This is a genomic window from Burkholderia ubonensis (assembly GCF_902833085.1).
GTDB classification, from domain to species: domain Bacteria; phylum Pseudomonadota; class Gammaproteobacteria; order Burkholderiales; family Burkholderiaceae; genus Burkholderia; species Burkholderia ubonensis.
This window is the reverse complement of the sequence record NZ_CADFEB010000006.1, coordinates 276,164-293,730: the sequence shown is the minus strand read 5'-3', so window position 1 is coordinate 293,730 and position 17,567 is coordinate 276,164. Positions and strand designations below refer to the sequence as shown.

At 62.8% G+C, this 17,567-nt stretch carries 14 protein-coding genes and 1 pseudogene; 4 read left to right on the top strand and 11 right to left on the bottom strand.

Features of this window, described 5'->3' with window-relative positions; all coding sequences use genetic code 11:
- The first annotated feature begins 59 nt into the window (after window positions 1-59).
- Window positions 60-743: a type 1 glutamine amidotransferase domain-containing protein gene (locus HWX31_RS18510; RefSeq protein WP_174962979.1), complete on the top strand. Its 684-nt coding sequence runs from the start codon at window positions 60-62 to the stop codon at window positions 741-743.
- A gap of 37 nt (window positions 744-780) precedes the next feature.
- On the opposite strand, the gene HWX31_RS18505 is transcribed toward HWX31_RS18510, so the two are convergent.
- The 6 genes from HWX31_RS18505 to HWX31_RS18480 form a co-directional block, all read right to left on the bottom strand.
- Window positions 781-1,242 (bottom strand): MerR family transcriptional regulator, encoded by a 462-nt coding sequence (locus HWX31_RS18505; protein WP_174962981.1) that lies wholly within the window; start codon window positions 1,240-1,242, stop codon window positions 781-783.
- Window positions 1,243-1,276: 34 nt separating this feature from the next.
- Entirely contained in the window at window positions 1,277-2,029 is a 753-nt protein-coding gene (locus HWX31_RS18500; protein WP_174962983.1) for an SDR family oxidoreductase, read from the bottom strand.
- 24 nt (window positions 2,030-2,053) lie between these two features.
- On the bottom strand, window positions 2,054-2,749 hold the full coding sequence (locus HWX31_RS18495) for a histidine phosphatase family protein (protein WP_174962985.1): 696 nt from the start codon (window positions 2,747-2,749) through the stop codon (window positions 2,054-2,056).
- Window positions 2,746-3,819 (bottom strand): phosphotransferase family protein, encoded by a 1,074-nt coding sequence (locus HWX31_RS18490; RefSeq protein ID WP_174962987.1) that lies wholly within the window; start codon window positions 3,817-3,819, stop codon window positions 2,746-2,748. The genes HWX31_RS18495 and HWX31_RS18490 overlap by 4 nt, the downstream gene beginning before the upstream one ends.
- A 139-nt stretch (window positions 3,820-3,958) precedes the next feature.
- Window positions 3,959-4,870, bottom strand: a complete 912-nt coding sequence (locus tag HWX31_RS18485; protein ID WP_174962989.1) for an acetoacetate decarboxylase — start codon at window positions 4,868-4,870, stop codon at window positions 3,959-3,961.
- 316 nt (window positions 4,871-5,186) lie between these two features.
- Complete coding sequence (locus tag HWX31_RS18480; protein ID WP_174962991.1) at window positions 5,187-5,636, bottom strand: MerR family transcriptional regulator; 450 nt, start codon at window positions 5,634-5,636, stop codon at window positions 5,187-5,189.
- 389 nt (window positions 5,637-6,025) lie between these two features.
- Here HWX31_RS18480 and HWX31_RS18475 point away from each other — a divergent pair, with 389 nt between their 5' ends.
- Together HWX31_RS18475 and katG are read left to right on the top strand one after the other, a co-directional pair.
- Complete coding sequence (locus tag HWX31_RS18475; RefSeq protein ID WP_174962993.1) at window positions 6,026-6,856, top strand: alpha/beta fold hydrolase; 831 nt, start codon at window positions 6,026-6,028, stop codon at window positions 6,854-6,856.
- Between the two features lie 192 nt (window positions 6,857-7,048).
- The gene (gene katG / locus HWX31_RS18470; RefSeq protein ID WP_174962995.1) at window positions 7,049-9,256 is read left to right on the top strand and encodes a catalase/peroxidase HPI; all 2,208 of its coding nucleotides are present in this window, start codon (window positions 7,049-7,051) and stop codon (window positions 9,254-9,256) included.
- Window positions 9,257-9,480: 224 nt separating this feature from the next.
- On the opposite strand, the gene HWX31_RS18465 is transcribed toward katG, so the two are convergent.
- Both HWX31_RS18465 and HWX31_RS18460 read right to left on the bottom strand, forming a co-directional pair.
- Window positions 9,481-10,479, bottom strand: a complete 999-nt coding sequence (locus HWX31_RS18465; RefSeq protein WP_174962997.1) for an alpha/beta fold hydrolase — start codon at window positions 10,477-10,479, stop codon at window positions 9,481-9,483.
- Between the two features lie 150 nt (window positions 10,480-10,629).
- Window positions 10,630-11,436 (bottom strand): type 1 glutamine amidotransferase domain-containing protein, encoded by an 807-nt coding sequence (locus HWX31_RS18460; RefSeq protein ID WP_174962999.1) that lies wholly within the window; start codon window positions 11,434-11,436, stop codon window positions 10,630-10,632.
- 390 nt (window positions 11,437-11,826) lie between these two features.
- Between HWX31_RS18460 and HWX31_RS18455 the strand changes: the two are divergent.
- Window positions 11,827-12,072, top strand: a pseudogene (locus HWX31_RS18455) (NAD-dependent dehydratase); the annotation flags it as partial.
- 155 nt (window positions 12,073-12,227) lie between these two features.
- Here HWX31_RS18455 and HWX31_RS18450 read toward each other — a convergent pair.
- Genes HWX31_RS18450 through HWX31_RS18440 form a run of 3 tightly spaced genes read right to left on the bottom strand, consistent with a single transcriptional unit; the run spans window position 12,228 to window position 17,199 of the window.
- Window positions 12,228-13,412: a porin gene (locus HWX31_RS18450; RefSeq protein WP_174963001.1), complete on the bottom strand. Its 1,185-nt coding sequence runs from the start codon at window positions 13,410-13,412 to the stop codon at window positions 12,228-12,230.
- 57 nt (window positions 13,413-13,469) lie between these two features.
- Window positions 13,470-15,884: a glycoside hydrolase family 31 protein gene (locus HWX31_RS18445; RefSeq protein WP_174963003.1), complete on the bottom strand. Its 2,415-nt coding sequence runs from the start codon at window positions 15,882-15,884 to the stop codon at window positions 13,470-13,472.
- Window positions 15,885-15,903: 19 nt separating this feature from the next.
- Window positions 15,904-17,199, bottom strand: coding sequence for an MFS transporter (locus HWX31_RS18440; RefSeq protein ID WP_174963005.1), 1,296 nt, complete (start codon window positions 17,197-17,199; stop codon window positions 15,904-15,906).
- Between the last annotated feature and the right edge of the window lie 368 nt (window positions 17,200-17,567).

Here is a 17,567-nt window from a genome sequence, read left to right as displayed (position 1 = left end):
GACAAAAGGCGGCATGTCCACGACTGCCGCCCGTGGCCGATGAAGAGGAGGTGTCCAACATGACCAAACGCATACTTCACGTCGTCAGCAATGTCGCCAATTATGCGGACCAGTCCGAGCCAACCGGCCTGTGGCTGTCGGAGTTGACCCATGCCTGGCACGTCTTCGCCGGGAAGGGGTATGACCAGCGCCTCGTCAGTCCCAAGGGCGGCGCATCCCCCCTGGAACCCCGCTCCCTGAAATGGCCGCTTGCCGATGCGTCCGTGAAGGAGTGGCTGAACGACAAGGACCGCCAGCAGCTCTTGGCGACCACTGCCCGGCCCGACCAGATTGATCCGGCGGACTTCGACGCGATCTATTTCACGGGCGGGCACGCCGTCATGTGGGACTTTCCCGACGACGCGGGGCTGCAACGGCTCACGCGCGACATCTACGAGCGCGGCGGGATCGTGTCGTCCGTCTGCCACGGCTATTGCGGCCTGCTGAACACGAAGCTGACCGACGGCACGCTGCTGGTTGCCGGCCGCCGGGTCACCGGCTATTCGTGGGTGGAGGAAGTGCTGGCCGGGGTCGCAAAGAAGGTGCCCTACAACGCGGAGCAGGAGATGGTGCGACGCGGCGCACGCTACGAGAAAGCGTTGCTGCCGTTCACGTCGAAGGTCGTTACGGATGGCCGCCTGGTGACCGGCCAGAATCCGCAATCCGCGAAAGCGACAGCCGAGCAGGTCGCGGCGCTGCTATGACGGCAGGCCAGCCTTTACATTGCGGCATGCATACTGCCTACGAGCGGCGCCGGCCTCCCTTGACGACGCCGGTCGCCGGGGCTGAGTCGTCCTTCGCCCCCCGCCTCATCCGCGACAACACGCGGGTCGCGTTGGCGGCGCAGTCGATTTTCTCCGGCTTGGCCTCGATCTCCGCCATCAGCGACACGAGGTGCACCTTGCTCTGCGCAAGCCGCGCCTCCATTTCCTCGATGTCCCGCACCTTGCGGCGGAGCGTTTCGAGCAGCGGGCCATGCTGCCACTGCGCGAGGTCAGGCGGCAGCAGCATGCGGATCTCGTCGAGGCTGAAGCCCGCCTTCTGTGCCGTCGCGACCAGTCCGAGCACCAGCACGGCTTCTGGCGGATAGATTCGATAGCCGTTTGGCTGGCGTTCGACCACCGTCAACAGGCCGATGCGTTCGTAGAAGCGGATGCGCGAAGGGGTAAGGCCAGTGCGCTCCGCCAGTTCCCCTATCTTCATGTTCTCGATGTCCGTTCGATTTGCCGTAAACCCCTTAGTTGAAGCGTGCCACCCAGCGTAACGGCAGCGTTTGCATCAGCACGCCCACGAATGCCCACGGCAAGCCAGGAACACAGGCCTCGTCCGGTTCGCGCTCGATGGTCTTTACCATGTAGTGACAGCCGAGATCCTCACGGATCTCGAAAGGCAATTTCTTCGCCCCTGCGTTGAGTTCCGTGCGGATATAACCGGGAAACAGCGTGCTGACCTTTATCGGGGTATTCAGCAACTCCGCGCGAATGCCTTCGGCAAGGTGAGCCACTGCTGCCTTGCTTGCCGCATAGGTAGTCAGGTGCCTGGGCAGGCCGCGCTTTGCACTCATGGAGGAGATGACCACCAGATGCCCGCTGTTCTGTTTTCGGAAAATCCCCACCGCCGCTTCGCATTGTGCAAGCGCCGCTATGAAGTTGGTTTCGGCGGTTCGCAGGTTGGTGGTGAAATGGCCGGTGCCGATGCGTCGCCCTTCACCAATCCCGGCATTGACGACGATCCGGTCGAGCCGACCGAACATCCGCGCGAACTCGTCGAATATGGCGAACACCTGGTCGTGCTCATTGACGTCGAGCGCCCTGACCTCAACGCGTACGCCGAACGTTCCGCATAGCTCCGCCTCCAGTTCCTGAAGTCGTTCAGTGCGTCGCGCACAGAGCGCAAGGTTGTAGCCGCGCGCGGCGAATTTCCGGGCCATGCCGGCTCCCAGCCCCGAACTGGCACCGGTAATCAGGACAGTCTTGGATTGCTGTTTCATTTCGATCTCGTCCGGTTCGGTCCTTCAGCGCCAAGTCAGCAGATGCTGACAGTCGCCGTGAAAGTGCGAATACTCGTTAAGGGTCATGAGCCGGCGTTTGTGCTGACCGCTCGCCTGTATTGCCGTCATGCCGGCATTGGCCAACGTCCAGTTGACCTGCATCGCGGCCGCATCGCCAAGGCCGAGCATTGCCTGAGCAATCACCGCGATCACCCCGCCCGAGGTCACCACCAGATGCGTCTCGTCCGGCCCTGCCCGGTTCAGCACCTGCTCCAATGCGGCCAGGCAGCGCGACTGGAACCGGCACCACGGCTCGTCGTAGTCTTCGTCGGCAGTGCCACCGTACCAACGCGCCAGCGCCGCGCCAAACATGCTGAAAAACGCATCTCGCGGGTTATTTGCGGCGGCGAGCTCGCTCATCATCACCTTGTGGTCGGTATAGCGAGGCTCGTAACGGACGATCACCTGCTGGTGGTCGAACTCGTCGAAACCTGCAAGACAGTGCTGCTCAGGCGCCCAATTGGCGCCCTTGAGCAACCCTTCCGCAGTTTGCCGGTGACGTTGGAGCGTTCCGGACCAGAGCGCGTCGATCGTTTCGCCGCGCTCGCGCAGTACCTTGCCGAGATGCTCGGCCTGCTCGAGTCCCTTGGCGGAGAGACAGTCGTAGTCGGCGGCGCCGAAAGAAGCCTGACCATGACGCACCAGAATGACGCGCGTCATGATCGAGCTCCGTTGCCCTGGCGGATCAGTTGCCGACAGCGTCGATGGAGTGCATGAACCATCAGCCAGAAATGCTTGAATGCCGGATTGTTCGTTTGCTTGTGGTGATAGCGGTAGTAGATCTGTTGAATGATGACCGCCAGCCGGAACAGTCCGAAGACTTCGTAGAACACCCAGTTGTCGACCCTGAGGCCGGTCTTGCGGAAGTAGTAGTCGACCACTTCCCTGCGCGTCAGCATGCCCGGCAAATGGGTCGGTTGACGTCGCGCCGCACGCATCAGGAAGTTGTCGTCGGCTTGTATCCAGTAGGCCAGCATGGCGCCGAGGTCCATGAGCGGATCGCCCAGCGTGGCAAGCTCCCAATCCAGCACGCCGATCACCTGAGTGGGTTCCTGAGCGGACAATACGACGTTGTCGAAGCGCCAGTCGTTATGGATGATGCAGGTACGACTGTCCTCCGGCGTGTTTGCCCTCAGCCACGCACGCACGCTCCGAAAGCGCGGTACGTTCCAGGTCAGGCTTTTCTCGTAGCGGCTATCCCATCCGTCGACTTGACGCTTGCAGTAGCCGGCCCCCTTGCCCAGCGAACCGAGCCCGGCCGCCTGGTAATCCGTCTGGTGAAGGGCGATTAGCTGGTCCAGCACGTTCAGGCACAGTTCACGCACGCGTGGCGCTGTGAAATTGAGCTCTCGGGGCAGGTTCGCGCGCGGGATGATCCCGGCGACGCGCTCCATCACATAGAAGTCGCAGCCGATCACTGAATGGTCCTGACACAGTGCAACGGCGTCAGGCACCATTGGGTATGCCGGCTTGAGACTTTTCTGAATCGAGTATTCGCGCGCCATGTCGTGCGCGCCTGCCGCCTTGGTCCCTGCTGGCGGACGCCGCAGCACGAGGTCGCGGTTTCCGTACTCGAGCCGGTAGGTCCAGTTCGAAGCGCCACCAGAATACTGGGTGATCCTGGGCTGCCCGGACAGGCTGCTGTCCTGCGCCTTGAGCCATCGATCGACAGCCTCTACGTCAAGCTCTTCGCCCGGGCGGACCGTTCCCCCTTGATCCATGACTGTCATGCTTGGCTTCTCCAATATCCGCGTATCGCCAGCGACATCCTGGCAATTCCGCTTTTTTTTTCAAATTCATCGAGCCCGTTTGTCGAACCCTGCGTTACGTCTCGCGACCGATGGCCGTCAGCCAGACGGCGTTCCTCGATCACGCATCGGCACAATCGAAAGTCTTCAACCGCGTCGGCAGATTCAGGACCAGTTGCGCGTCCTTGACCACGTCCAGGCGGACCATGGTGGAAGCGCCCAGCCCGTCGAGCAATTGACTCAGCGGGCCGCCATGGCGCGACAGCTTGACGTCTCGAGGAAAGAGGCGCTGGGCGAACGACAACATGTTGGTCTGCACCGAGGTCTGGTGCCATTCCCCGTCGATCCGGTTGATCATGGTCGTCGTCCCCATATGGGACTGGGGCGCGACATTGCGCAAGGCCGGCAGCGGCGCACTCAGGGTCAAGTCCGGCTTGCCGCCGGGGCCGGCGATGCTGGCCTTCACGTCGGCGCCGATGTTCACGTCGATGTCGGTGCGCCACTTCGGCAACTGATAGCCATGCACGCCACGCACCCGCGCGATTTCGGTGGTGACGGGCAGCGCGAGCACATGCGCGAAGAAGCTTCGGCGTCGCATGGAATTGAGCAGTTCCAGCGTATGGGATCCCCGTGCACCCGGCCGACGGATCACCACGGCAACGGACACTTCGTCGTAGGGGTCGTTATCGCAAACCGAATATGAGAAAAAGGTCAGCGCCACCAGCCCGTAGCCCGTAAACGCGCGCAGCGGCTCGAGCGGCATCGGCAGCATCGCCCGCAACCGGGCGAGAGGCGCAAGAAACAGCAGTTGAATATTGCTGGAGCGGTAGTAGAAGTTCGGCGCCCAGGTCGGGCCGACTCTCGATGACACCAGTTGCTTTGGAATCCTTCGGAAGAAATCGATATTGCCCGCGGCAGGATCCCGTGCCACCTCATCGAGGTTCGGATTCATCCGGAAACGGTCGTAGTATCCGCCCGCAGGCACTTCGACCTTGTGTGTCCCGAATTCGACCTGTGTAAACCGCTTATCCATATTCGTTGACCTTTCTCGGTGATTGAACCGGCGGGCAGCCCCCAAAGGCATGCCGATGAACAGCCAGCAGCAACCACTCTAAGATTGAATATGACTTTAAGGTCAAGCACTCTGATACGAATCGGTACGGTTGGCCTCCGTTACGGCCGGGCATGTGCACGCATCCTCGGCCGCATTGGACAATCCGGGCGCGTCAGACAGGGCCTGTAGCCGAATCATTGGAGAACCGGGAACGGATGTCCCGGTCGATGTTCTGCCTGCATCGAGCATGCAGGTGTTCTCGCAGCCCAGCGGGTTTTCCGGGCTGACATGACGATCAGCCGAGGTCGGAGCCGTCCAGCTTGTCCAGTGCCGACGCGCCCGCTGCTTCGCGGAGGCGGTCCAGCACGCGCTTCTTGTTATCGGTGCAATTGATTCCGTCAGGCCTGTTCTCGATGCTCTCGATCGCGACGAGCAGTTGCGCCCGGTTCTGCACGAGGCGCTTTTGAAGGTTCTCGATTTCGGCCACCTTCTGCTTGAGGGCATCCAGCAGCGCGTCATGATGCCAGGCGCCCGGCCCGACCGGCAGCAGTTGCCGGATCTGCTCGAGCGTGAACCCCGCATTCTGGGCGATGGAAATGATCCCCAGGATCGCCGCCGCCTCCGGAGGGTACTCGCGATAGCCATTCGCCTTGCGCTCCACCACCCTGATCAATCCGGCCGCCTCGTAAAAACGGATACGGGAGGCCGTCAGGCCGCTGAGCTTCGCCAACTCTCCAATTCTCACACTACACCCCAAAAAACCATTGACATTAACGTTGACTTTAATCCTAGAGTTGTCCCATGGCTACGCGAGGCAACACAATGGATTTGTTCGACAAGCAAACGTTCCCTGACCGCTCGAACATTTCAAATTGTCTCAACAAAGCCTATCCGAAGGAGAGCATCGTAAACACGGACTTGGCCCGGTCCGGGAGGATGATGCGTCTCCACCAGGCCTGAGCAAATGGTGACGCCGGCCTGCGTATCACCGGCAACGTGGCTGGAGACATGTCTCCAGCCACGTTGCCGTCTCGATCGTCACCATCATGAAAGGAGCCGAACCTTACCGAGCAGCCACGATCATCGAGCACGTCACTGAATTTTCAACTTACATATTGAACAGGAGTACAGACCATGGGATACGTCACAACGAAGGATGGCGTTGAGATCTTCTACAAGGACTGGGGTCCGCGCGATGCGCAGGTGATCTTCTTCCATCACGGCTGGCCGCTCAGTGCGGACGACTGGGATGCCCAGATGCTCTTTTTCCTGTCGCACGGCTACCGGGTCATTGCGCATGACCGTCGCGGCCACGGGCGATCCAGCCAGGTCTGGGACGGTCATGACATGGACCACTATGCCGACGACGTCGCGGCAGTGGTCAAGCACCTCGGCGTGCAGAAGGCCATCCACGTCGGCCATTCCACGGGCGGAGGCGAAGTCATCCATTACGTCGCCCGTCATGGGGAGGACCGCGTCTCCAAGGCGGTGCTGATCAGCGCGGTCCCGCCGCTGATGGTCAAGACCGAGAGCAACCCGGGCGGCCTTCCCAAGGAAGTGTTCGACAACCTCCAGGCCCAGCTCGCGGCGAACCGGGCGCAGTTCTATTACGACGTTCCGGCAGGCCCCTTCTACGGCTACAACCGCGCCGGTGCGACGCCGTCGCAAGGCGTCATCTGGAACTGGTGGCGGCAAGGCATGATGGGCAGCGCCAAGGCCCACTACGACGGCATCGTCGCCTTCTCGCAGACCGACTTCACCGAAGACCTGAAGAGCGCCACGATCCCGGTTCTCGTGATGCATGGCGACGACGACCAGATCGTCCCTTATGCGGACTCCGGCCTCCTGTCTGCGAAGCTGGCCAGGAACAGCACGCTGAAGACCTACAAGGGCTTCCCGCACGGCATGCCCACCTCCAACGCCGAAACGATCAACGCCGATCTGCTCGCGTTTATCCGCAGCTGAAAGCCGCGGGTGTCAAGGGGACAGCCTCCTGGCACCCGCCTGCCCCCTGCGGGGGGCAAATAGCCATACTGAAAAAACGCTCAAGCGTTGTGCAAATGTCCGTTTGCGCGGCTCGCAGCACGGGTGATGATCGGCCCCGGCGAGTCCTGCGTGCGTGACGATACATCTTCACGTCCTCACACAGAGGTGCTTATGTCGAAGGAAGGGCAGTGCCCGTTCAACCACGCTGCCGGTGGCGGCACGACCAATCGTGACTGGTGGCCAGGAGAATTGCGACTGGATCTGCTCAGCCAGCACTCGAGCAAATCCAGCCCGCTCGATTCGAGCTTCAACTACGCCGAGGCCTTCAAGCGCCTCGATCTCGCCGCGGTGAAGGCGGATCTGGCGGCCCTGATGACCGACTCGCAGGACTGGTGGCCGGCCGACTTCGGCCACTACGGCCCCCTCTTCATCCGCATGGCCTGGCACAGCGCCGGCACCTACCGCATGGGCGACGGCCGCGGCGGCGCCGGGCGCGGCCAGCAGCGTTTCGCGCCGCTCAATAGCTGGCCGGACAACGTGAGCCTCGACAAGGCTCGTCGCCTGCTCTGGCCGATCAAGCAGAAGTATGGCCAGCAGATCTCGTGGGCCGACCTGCTGATTCTCACCGGCAATGTCGCGCTCGAGACGATGGGATTCAAGACCTTCGGCTACGCCGGCGGCCGCGAGGACACATGGGAGCCGGATCGCGACGTCTACTGGGGCAGCGAGACAACCTGGCTCGGCGGCGATCTGCGCTACGGCAAGGGCGCGGCCGACGAACCGCAACACGGCAACGAACCCGCTCGCAACCTAGAAAATCCGCTCGCCGCGGTGCAGATGGGCCTCATCTACGTGAACCCCGAAGGTCCGGATGGCAATCCCGATCCCGTCGCGGCGGCGTACGACATCCGCGAGGTCTTCGCGCGCATGGCGATGAACGACGAAGAAACCGTCGCGCTGATTGCCGGCGGCCACGCGTTCGGCAAGACGCACGGCGCCGGTCCGGCCGACAACGTCGGTCCCGAACCCGAGGCCGCCGGCCTCGAGCAGCAGGGGCTTGGCTGGAAGAACAGTCTTGGCACCGGCAAAGGCGCGGATACGATCACGAGCGGCCTCGAAGTCACGTGGAGCGACACGCCCACGAAGTGGGGCATGAGCTTTTTCAGGAACCTGTTCGGCTACGAATGGGAACTGACGAAGAGCCCCGCGGGCGCGCACCAGTGGGTGGCAAAAAATGCGCAGCCGACGATTCCGCACGCGCACGATCCGTCGAAGAAGCTGCTGCCGACAATGCTGACCACCGACCTCTCGCTGCGCTTCGATCCCGCATACGAGAAGATTTCGCGTCACTTCATGGACAACCCCGACGTGTTCGCCGATGCGTTCGCACGCGCGTGGTTCAAGCTCACGCACCGCGACATGGGGCCGCGCGCCCGCTACCTCGGGCCGGACGTGCCGGCGGAAGAACTCATCTGGCAAGACCCGGTTCCGGCCATCGACCATGTGCTCGTCGATGAAAATGACGTTGCCTCGCTCAAGGCAAAGATCCTGGCCTCGGGGCTTTCCGTGGCCGAGCTGGTGTCCACAGCGTGGGCCTCGGCCTCGACATTCCGCGGCTCCGACAAGCGCGGCGGCGCCAACGGCGCGCGCATCCGCCTCGCGCCGCAGAAGGGCTGGGCGGCCAACGAACCTGCGCAACTGGCGAAGGTGCTGAAAGTGCTGGAAAGCATCCAGGGCGAGTTCAACGGCACGCAATCCGGTGGCAAGAAGATCTCGCTGGCCGACCTGATCGTGCTCGCCGGCGGCGCCGGTATCGAGCAGGCGGCGAAGCTCGCAGGCCATGATGTGCGTGTGCCGTTCTCGCCCGGCCGGACGGACGCCTCGCTGGAACAGACCGATGTGCATGCCTTCGCGGTGCTCGAACCGGCCGCCGACGGCTTCCGCAACTTCCTCAAGGGCAAGTCCGCCGTGCCGGCCGAAGCCCTGCTGGTCGACAAGGCGCAATTGCTGACGCTGACCGCCCCCGAGATGACGGTGCTCGTCGGTGGCCTGCGCGTCCTGAACGTCCACACCGGTAATGAACACGGCGTTTTCACCAGCCGGCCCGAAACGCTGACCAACGACTTCTTCCGCAACCTGCTCGACATGGGCACGGAATGGAAGCCGGTCTCGGCGGCTGACGTGTTCGAAGGGCGCGACCGTCAAACCGGCGAGCTGAAGTGGACAGGTACGCGCGTCGATCTGGTGTTCGGTTCGAACGCCGTGCTGCGTGCGCTGTCGGAAGTCTATGCGAGCGCCGACGGCGAGGATAAGTTCATTCGCGACTTCGTCGCGGCGTGGGTCAAGGTGATGAACCTCGATCGCTTCGATCTTGCCTGAGCGACGACGCCGGAATGCGGATGCGGGCGAACTGCCGAAGCAGCTTGCCCGTTCGTTTCCCGGCTGATGAAAGTCACGCGACCCGCCACGACACGTTGCGGGTCGCGTGATGTTTTGCAGGCAGGCGTTCGATGCGGCGATGTCATTCGCCAGAATGAGCACTGGCGGGACTACCCATGGTGCCCATGAGAGGCGGTCCCTCCGCAGGGAGGCCGCCTTCACTTTCAGCTCTTGATGAACTTCAGGATGTCCGCGTTGATGACATCCGCATTGGTCGTCAGCATCCCGTGCGGGTAGCCCGGATAGATCTTCAGCGTAGCGTGCTTAAGCAGCTTGGCGGACAGCACGCCGGCATCCTTGTACGGCACGACCTGATCGTCATCGCCGTGCAAGACCAGTGCCGGCTGTGTGATCTTCTTCAAGTCCTCGGTGAAATCCGTTTCCGAGAAGGCCTTGATGCAGTCGTACTGGGCTTTGATTCCACCCATCATGCCCTGGCGCCACCAATTGCGAACGATGCCTTCGGACACTTTGGCGCCCGCCCGGTTGAAACCGTAAAACGGTCCTGCCGGAACATCGAGGTAGAACTGCGCCCTGTTGGCGGCAAGCTGCTTCCTGAAACCGTCAAAGACTTCGATCGGTGTTCCATCGGGATTGCGCGCGCTCTTCACCATGACCGGCGGCACTGCACTGACCAAAACAATCTTGGCGGTTCGCTTCATGCCGTGGCGCGCAACGTAGGCAGCGACTTCACCACCGCCAGTCGAGTGCCCGATGTGGATGGCGTTTCTGATATCGAGCGCCTCGGTCAGGGCCGCCAGGTCGGCGGCGTAGTGATCCATGTCATTACCGTTGGCTGTTTGCGTGGATCGCCCGTGTCCCCGGCGATCATGCGCGATCACGCGATATCCATGCTCGACGAAGAACAGCATTTGAGCGTCCCAGTCATCCGCGGACAGCGGCCAGCCGTGACTAAAGACTATCGACGGACCTTTGCCCCAATCCTTGTAGAAAATCTCGACACCGTCCTTCGTAACGATCTTGTTACCCCGGTCCGCATCTCCTGCCGACGGATATATCGGATGCTTGGTTGTTGCGGCACTGGCCGTGCCACTCGCGGAAAACAGAGGCAGCGCCATTGAGGCAGCAGCTACCGCACCGGCTCCGATCATCAGTTCGCGACGAGATTTGCTGATGACGTCGACTTCACCCTTACCGCTCATGACAGCCTCCTTTGGTAATCGAAAAGCGGTTACACCTGACCACCGGATACTCGGACCGAGATCGACCACGCTCTCGGTACCCCCGTTGCGCGAACTCAATGACAGCGCGCCCCGTTTCCTCTTGCTTGCTCCGCCCGTATCGGCAGCCAATCAATTCATTTCCCTGATCCGCTTGACCACTGCTTCGGCAATTTCCTTGCTCGATTGCGGGTTTTGTCCGGTAATGATCCGATCATCACTGACGACATAAGACGTAAAGGGAAGAAACGCCTTCTTGTAGTGAGCACCACGGCTCACAAGCGAATCCTGCAAAAGGAACGGCACCTGGGACTTCACTCCGGACAGCGTCTCCTCCATATCGGAGAATCCCGTAACCGGCACGCCTGCGAGGAGAGACTTGCCTTCGGCATCCTGGAGCGGCAACAACGCAGATACGCCGTGGCAAACGGCCGAGACAATGCCCCCCTGACGATAAATCTGCTCACTGACGGCTTTCAGTGCCGCGTTATCGGGAAAGTCCCACAACGTGCCGTGCCCACCAGTGAAGTAGATCGCTTTGTAGCTGGAGGAATTGACGGCAGCAGCCGGCAAAGTTGCCTTCAGTCGCATCATGAAAGCAGGATCGGCCAAATGCGCGCGTGCCGAATCGTCCAGGTAGAAAGACTTCAGGCTGCGCTCGTCAATCGGAACTTCGCCACCTTCCGGACTCGCAAAATCCATTTGCAGTCCAGCTGCCTGGGCGACGTCGTAGAAATGCGTCAACTCGGTGAACCAAAGCCCGGTCGTATCCGATCGAGACGGATACTTGGAGTGATTGGTCATCACGACCAGAATCTTGCCGTTTGGCTGTTGCACGCCCTCGTTCCGCGCAACATCGGCTGCATAGGCGTATCCGCCCGTCAACAAGGAGGCAATGATGGCCAGGAGCCAGTGCCTGAAAAACCAACGCTTAAACATTTCCGATTCCTCATATGAGTCGGTGCGATGTCGGGTCATGAGCCAGATCGCACCGCACAGAAGCAACGACGCGAAAGGATGCAGACGAAATCCTAGGATTGAAGTTAAGTTGAATGTCAAGTGATTGGAGCGTTGCGTCACAACCGCCATGCATATCGATGCCATGCCACTCAACCGTGTAGCTCTCGACCATCCGCACCATCACTGATCGAAGCGATGTTGCCGGGTTGTCGATGCGGTTCGATGCACGTGCCGGCTGACTGCAGACCGACGAAGCATCCGTGGCTTGGATCGCGTCAGCTCGCGTACCATGGGCGCTTCATCAAACCGCATACAAATAATTTAGTTTGCCGAAATATAGATGAAAATCCGCGACCATCTATCACTCAGCAGAGCCTCACGAATGCGCTGATCATCGACCAGCTCAAGGCTGGCAAGCAACCCAAGGTGCCATTGCGTGACGACGCACGGCGAACGCTCATCTGGACGCCCGACGCGAGCCGTGCGCTCGCGACCCTGGGCAACACGCCAGATGCGTTCGGGCAGACCTGGCATCTGCCGTGCTGCGATGACCGGCCGACATGCCGGGAGTTTGTCGCCATGGCCAGCGAGGCCTTCGGGCGAAAGCCTGCCTATACGGCAGCGTGCAGTGGCTTGTGATATGTGTCGTGGTCGTAGCCGCGATCGGCCTGCACGACGACCGGCCTGGAACTTGCAATGCCGATTGTCGTCCGCTGCCCCGGCCGTGACACGTGTGACTGCGCCGGCCAGCCCGCTGCGCCATGCGCGATTCAGAATGCGTGGCGCAGCCCCACCATGCCCACGAACTGCGAAGGCCCGGACGACGGCGTCGTATTCTGCGAGTCGCCGACGACCGCCACCGCGTCCGCGATGCTGGTACCCGCGCCCGACGTGATCAGCGACTTGCCGCGTGCGTGTTGATAGGCTTCCAGCGCATAGATCGTCGTGCGCTTGGACAGGCTATAGGTCTGCTCGAGCGAAATCTGGTGATAGCGCGCCGGGTCGGTGATCCCGTTCGACTTGCTCGCCATCGTGTAGCTGTATCCCGCGCCGACCGTGATCGCGGGCGTGAAGCGGTACGTCGCGATCACGCCGTACGTGTTGAACACGGCCTCGTTCGCGAACAGCGACTTCGAGCCCGGCGCGTACTGCACGTTCGAATAGTTCACGCCGACCATCAGGCTGTTCATTTCGTAGCGGGCCGCGGCGGCGATCAGCTGCACGCCGCGTGCCGTTGCATAGCCGTTGTTGACCGGTGAATTGGCCGCGAAGCTGCCGAGCGCCTGACTGGTCGCAATTTCTTTCAGCTTCACGTAACCGGCTGCCACCGAAAAGGGCCGATAGTCATAGCGCATCGCCGCGCTGAAATTGCTGCCGCTCGCGACGCTGCCCGGCACGCCGCCGAGCGCGTACTGGCCGCTGAACACCAGGCCGCCGAAGGCCGGCGACACGTAGGTGATCGAATTGTTGAACCGCAGCGTCGTATCGAGCGCGTCGACATCGCCCGGGTGCGCGCCCGTCGCGCCGGTCAGCACGCCTGTCGGCCCCAAGGCGCCGACCATATTGAAGTACGGCGTGTACTGGCGGCCGAGCGTCACCGTGCCGAACCTGTTGTCGCTCAGGCCGACATAGGCCTGTCGGTTGAACATCACGCCTGCGCTGCTCTGCGCGCCGGTCAGCGAGTTGAAACCGCTTTCCAGCCGGAAAATGACCTTCGTGCCGCCGCCGAGATCTTCCTCGCCAAGCAGGCCGAACTTGCTCGCCTGCAGGTTGCCCTGGCTCATGTAGAAATTCGAATGGCCGCGCTGGTTGCTCGAATAGGCGAAGGCATTGTCGACGACACCGTACAGCGTCACGCTGCTTTGCGCGAATGCGCCCGTCGACAGCACTGCACCGGCCAGCGGCAGGCACGAGAAGACAAGCGCACGCGCTCGCGTGCATCCGGTTTTTTTCATGGTTCGAAGATCTCCAAAATGTCATGCGGCCGGCCGATCCGCCGGTCGATGTTGTTATCAACGGGAAAGCGGAATGGTCAGGTGGCGCCAGCCGTCGGCCACGCGCTCGTCGGCGATGTCGCCGTGCGTGCAGACGGCGTCACGCCGGTCGGCTAACGGCACGCTCACCCGCACGTGCGTCTGGTTGCTGCGCATCGGGTCGGCGCGATCGACCGAGATGCGCAACGTCGCCGCATCGCTCGCCACGGTGACGTTCCATCTCCCCTGCTCGCCGCCGCGCCATGCTTCGGTTTCGCCGTCGTCCTCGACACAGCCGCCCATCGCGACGCCGCTGCCCGCATGCGGCACGACGACGAATGCGCGCTCGTCCGCGGGGCGATTGAAGTGCTGTTCCGCGACGTTCAGCGGCAGCACGGCGCCCTCGCGCAGCAGCATCACGGGCTGCTCGAACGGCGCCGGCAAGGTGACCGTCCGTCCCCCGTCGAACGTGTCGCCGCTCCAGTACGACACCCAGCGCGCGCCCGCCGGCAGATACACTTGACGCTCGCGCTGCCCTTTCTCGACCACGGGCGCTACGAGCAACGACGGGCCCAGCATCATGTCGTCGCCGTCGACGAGGCACAGCGGATCGTGCGGAAACTCGGCGAACGTCGGCCGCAGCACGGGCTCATACGCGCTGTGCGACTGCCACAGCAGCTCATACAGATAAGGGATGAGTCGATAGCGCAGCTTGATCAGCCCGGCGATCTGGCCGGTCACGTCCGGATACATCCACGGCTCGTTGACGGTGCCGTCGTCGTTCCACGAGTGAATGCTGAAGCGCGGCAGGAAGCAGCCGAACGCGACCCAGCGCAGCAGCAGTTCCGGTTCGGGCGCCGGGCCGGCGAAGCCGCCGATGTCGTGGCCGCTGTTCGACACGCCCGACATCGCGAGGCCGAGCCCCATCTTCAGGTTGTAGCGCAGCGTTTCCCACGACGTGTAGTTGTCGCCGGACCAGGTCTGCACGTACCGATGCATGCCGACGCCGCCCGAGCGCGACACGAGAAACGGGCGCCGCTGCGGCGCATGTTCGCGCTGCGCGTCGCGCGACGCGCGCATCATCAGCAGGGTCTGCAGCACCTTCGCCTCGCGCGCCGGGAACGGCTGGCCGAAGCCCTGCGCGATCGCTTCGGGCGACCAGATCTCGAACTCGTTGTTGTCGTTCCACGTCGCGGCGATGCCGTGACGCAGCAGGCTTTCCTTCACGCGCGCCTTCCACCAGTCGATCGTCGCGCGATTCGTGAAGTCGAGATAGGCGCCCACTTCGTCCCAGAACTGCACCCACGCGGGATCGCCGTCGCGCGCTTCGATCAGCAGGCCCGCTTCGGCGACCTCGTCGAAAGCCGGATGGTCCTGCAGCAGGCACGGCTTGATGTTCGCGCACAGACGCACGCCGTGATCGAGGTAGCGCCGCACGAAGCCGTCGACGTCCGGGAATTTGTCGTGATTCCAGTTGAATACGTAGCGCTTCGGGCCGATCGACGTGTAGCCCGACGACAGGTGAAACGAGTCGCACAGGATGTCGTGCTCGCCGCACCGCGCGAGGAATTCGCCCATCCGCTCCTGCGCGTCGGGCGCATCGGTGTAGCTCATCGTCGAGCCGGAATAGCCGAGCGCCCATTTCGGCATCAGCGCCGGCCGGCCCGTCAGCCACGTGAAGCGCCGGACCGCGTGCAGCGGCGTTCCCGGCGACGCGATGAAGTAATAGTCGAGATCGCCGTGCTCGGCGACGAAATGGCGGTAGTGCCCGTGATAGTTGTCCAGCTCGCGCCCCATGTCGAAGCGGCAATCGGCGAGCGTGTCGTAGAACAGGCCGAACCCTGTCGCCGCCTGCGGGTGCCACGTCACGTAGAACGGGATGTGCTTGTAGAGCGGATCGCTCGTGCGCGCGCTATAGCCCATCGCGTCGATATTTCGCATCTCGAAGCGCTGGTTCGCGCGATCCAGCGCGCCCGCACGCTCGCCGAGGCCGACATACATCTCGTCCGGGCGGCGCTCGACGTAGTGATACGCGCGCGCGTCCCACCAGCCGAAGTTGTATGCCTGGGTCTTGCGATCGTTCATCACGCGCTGCCATGCGCCGTCGTGCAGGATGTCCCACGCGCAGAAGCCGCCGTCGAGCGCGACCGTGAGCCGGACGCGCGCGGTTTCGATCGTCACGCGATCGGCATCGACCGCCGTCGCGTACGGCACCGCGTCGAAACCGCTCATGTCGCGCCGGTCGCGCCCTTCGAGCGGCACGTCTTCCATGCCGGGCGCGATCGCCCACGTGCGCGGCCCGCGCAACGCGCCGTCGGGCAGCACGAGAACGCGGATGATGTCGTCGGCGAGGACGAACAGTTCGATCCGGCAACCGTGCGCGGCCGTCAGAACGAGGTGATTGCCCTGCCGGGCGGACAACGCGAAGCGCGGTCGATTCTTCAAGGTGGCCATGATGGATGTCGAGGTCAGGTCAGGCGGCGGAATGCGCGCCGTTGTCGATCTTTTGCGGGCTCGCGTCGCGCGTCACGCCGCGCATCAGGAGCACGAGCAGCGTCGCGCCGATCAGGTCGAATGCGCCGAGCGCGCCGAACAGCGGCCCGTAGCCGAGCTTGTCGGCCAGCGCGCCGACGAGCAGCGAGAAACCGAGCCCGCCGGTCCACGCCGCCATCCCCGCGAAGCCCGCGGCCGTGCCGACTTCGCCGGGCTCGAAGACGTCGGCCGCGAGCGTGTTCACGAGCGCCGAAATCATCTGGTGCGCGAAGCCGCCGACGCAGAACAGCGCGATCGCCTGGTACGGCGACGCGACGAGCCCGATGCAGGCCGGGCCGATCATCATGAACGCGCCCAGCACGACGCCGGCGATCCGCGACCAGATCAGCGGCATGCGGAAGCGCTTCATCAGGAACGGCGACAGGTAGCCGCCGAACAGCCCGCCGAGGTCGGCCGCGAGGAACGGCAGCCACGCGAACAGCGCGATCTGCTTCAGGTCCATGTGCCGTTCGGTCGCGAGATACAGCGGAATCCAGAAACTGAACGTCTGCCACGCCGGCTCCGCGAAGAAGCGCGCCTGCGCGATCGCCCAGAAGCGGCGCGTGCCCAGCACTTCGCGCACGCGGCGCTTGTCGCGCGCACCGGACGCCGCCGGCGTCTGGCCGCCGACGATCGCGTCGCGCTCCGTCGTGCTGATGCGCGCATGATCGGTCGGCGAGCGGTAGAACAGATACCAGATGGCGGCCCAGACGAACCCGAGCGCGCCCGTGACCGCGAACGCGCTCTGCCAGCCGTAGCGCAGCGAAAGGAACACGACCAGCGGCGGTGCAAGCAGCGAGCCGAGCGAGGTGCCGGCGTTGAAGTAGCCGACCGCGACCGACTTCTCGCGGTTCGGAAACCATTCGGCGACGACCTTCATCCCGGCGGGAATCGCGACGGCCTCCGACAGCCCCATTAGGCCGCGCAGCGCCGCGAGCGACAGCCAGCCGCCCGCGAAACCGTGCAGCACGCCCGTCAGCGACCAGAGACATGCGAACACCGCAAAACCGATGCGCAAGCCGATCAGGTCGATGATCAGTCCGCACACCGGCTGCATGATCGTGTAGCCGACCTGGAATGCTCCGACGACATATGAGTATTGCTGCGTATTCATGTGCAGCAGGGTCTTCAATTCAGGCGCCATCACGCCGAGCGCGTTGCGCGACAGGTAATTGACGATGGTCCCAACGCATACGAGCGCGATGATCCACCAGCGCAAGCCCATGATTTTTCGCAAGATTGTCTCCATCCATATACGGGACTGCGGCCGGCCCCGCTCGGCGACGTGGCGTTCGTCCGATGCTCGAATTCGAACATTGCATCGATATCCCACGTCGGTCATCGTATCACTTGAAAACTCGACCGGCATCAGGGAAAACCATGCCGGCGTACCGGCCAACCCCTGTAGGCCTTGCTGGATTGGGCGATCGTGACGTCTGGACCGGGGGCCGGCCGGATCTCGCATGCCAGATGGATTGTTCGTTTTGATGTTCGAATCCAGCTTCATGCGCGAATTGGAACTTTTTTTAAATGTAATGCGACGAGATCGGCGTGACTCGTGGGCCGAATTCATGCAAAAAGCCTTTGCATCAATTTGTTCTTCCG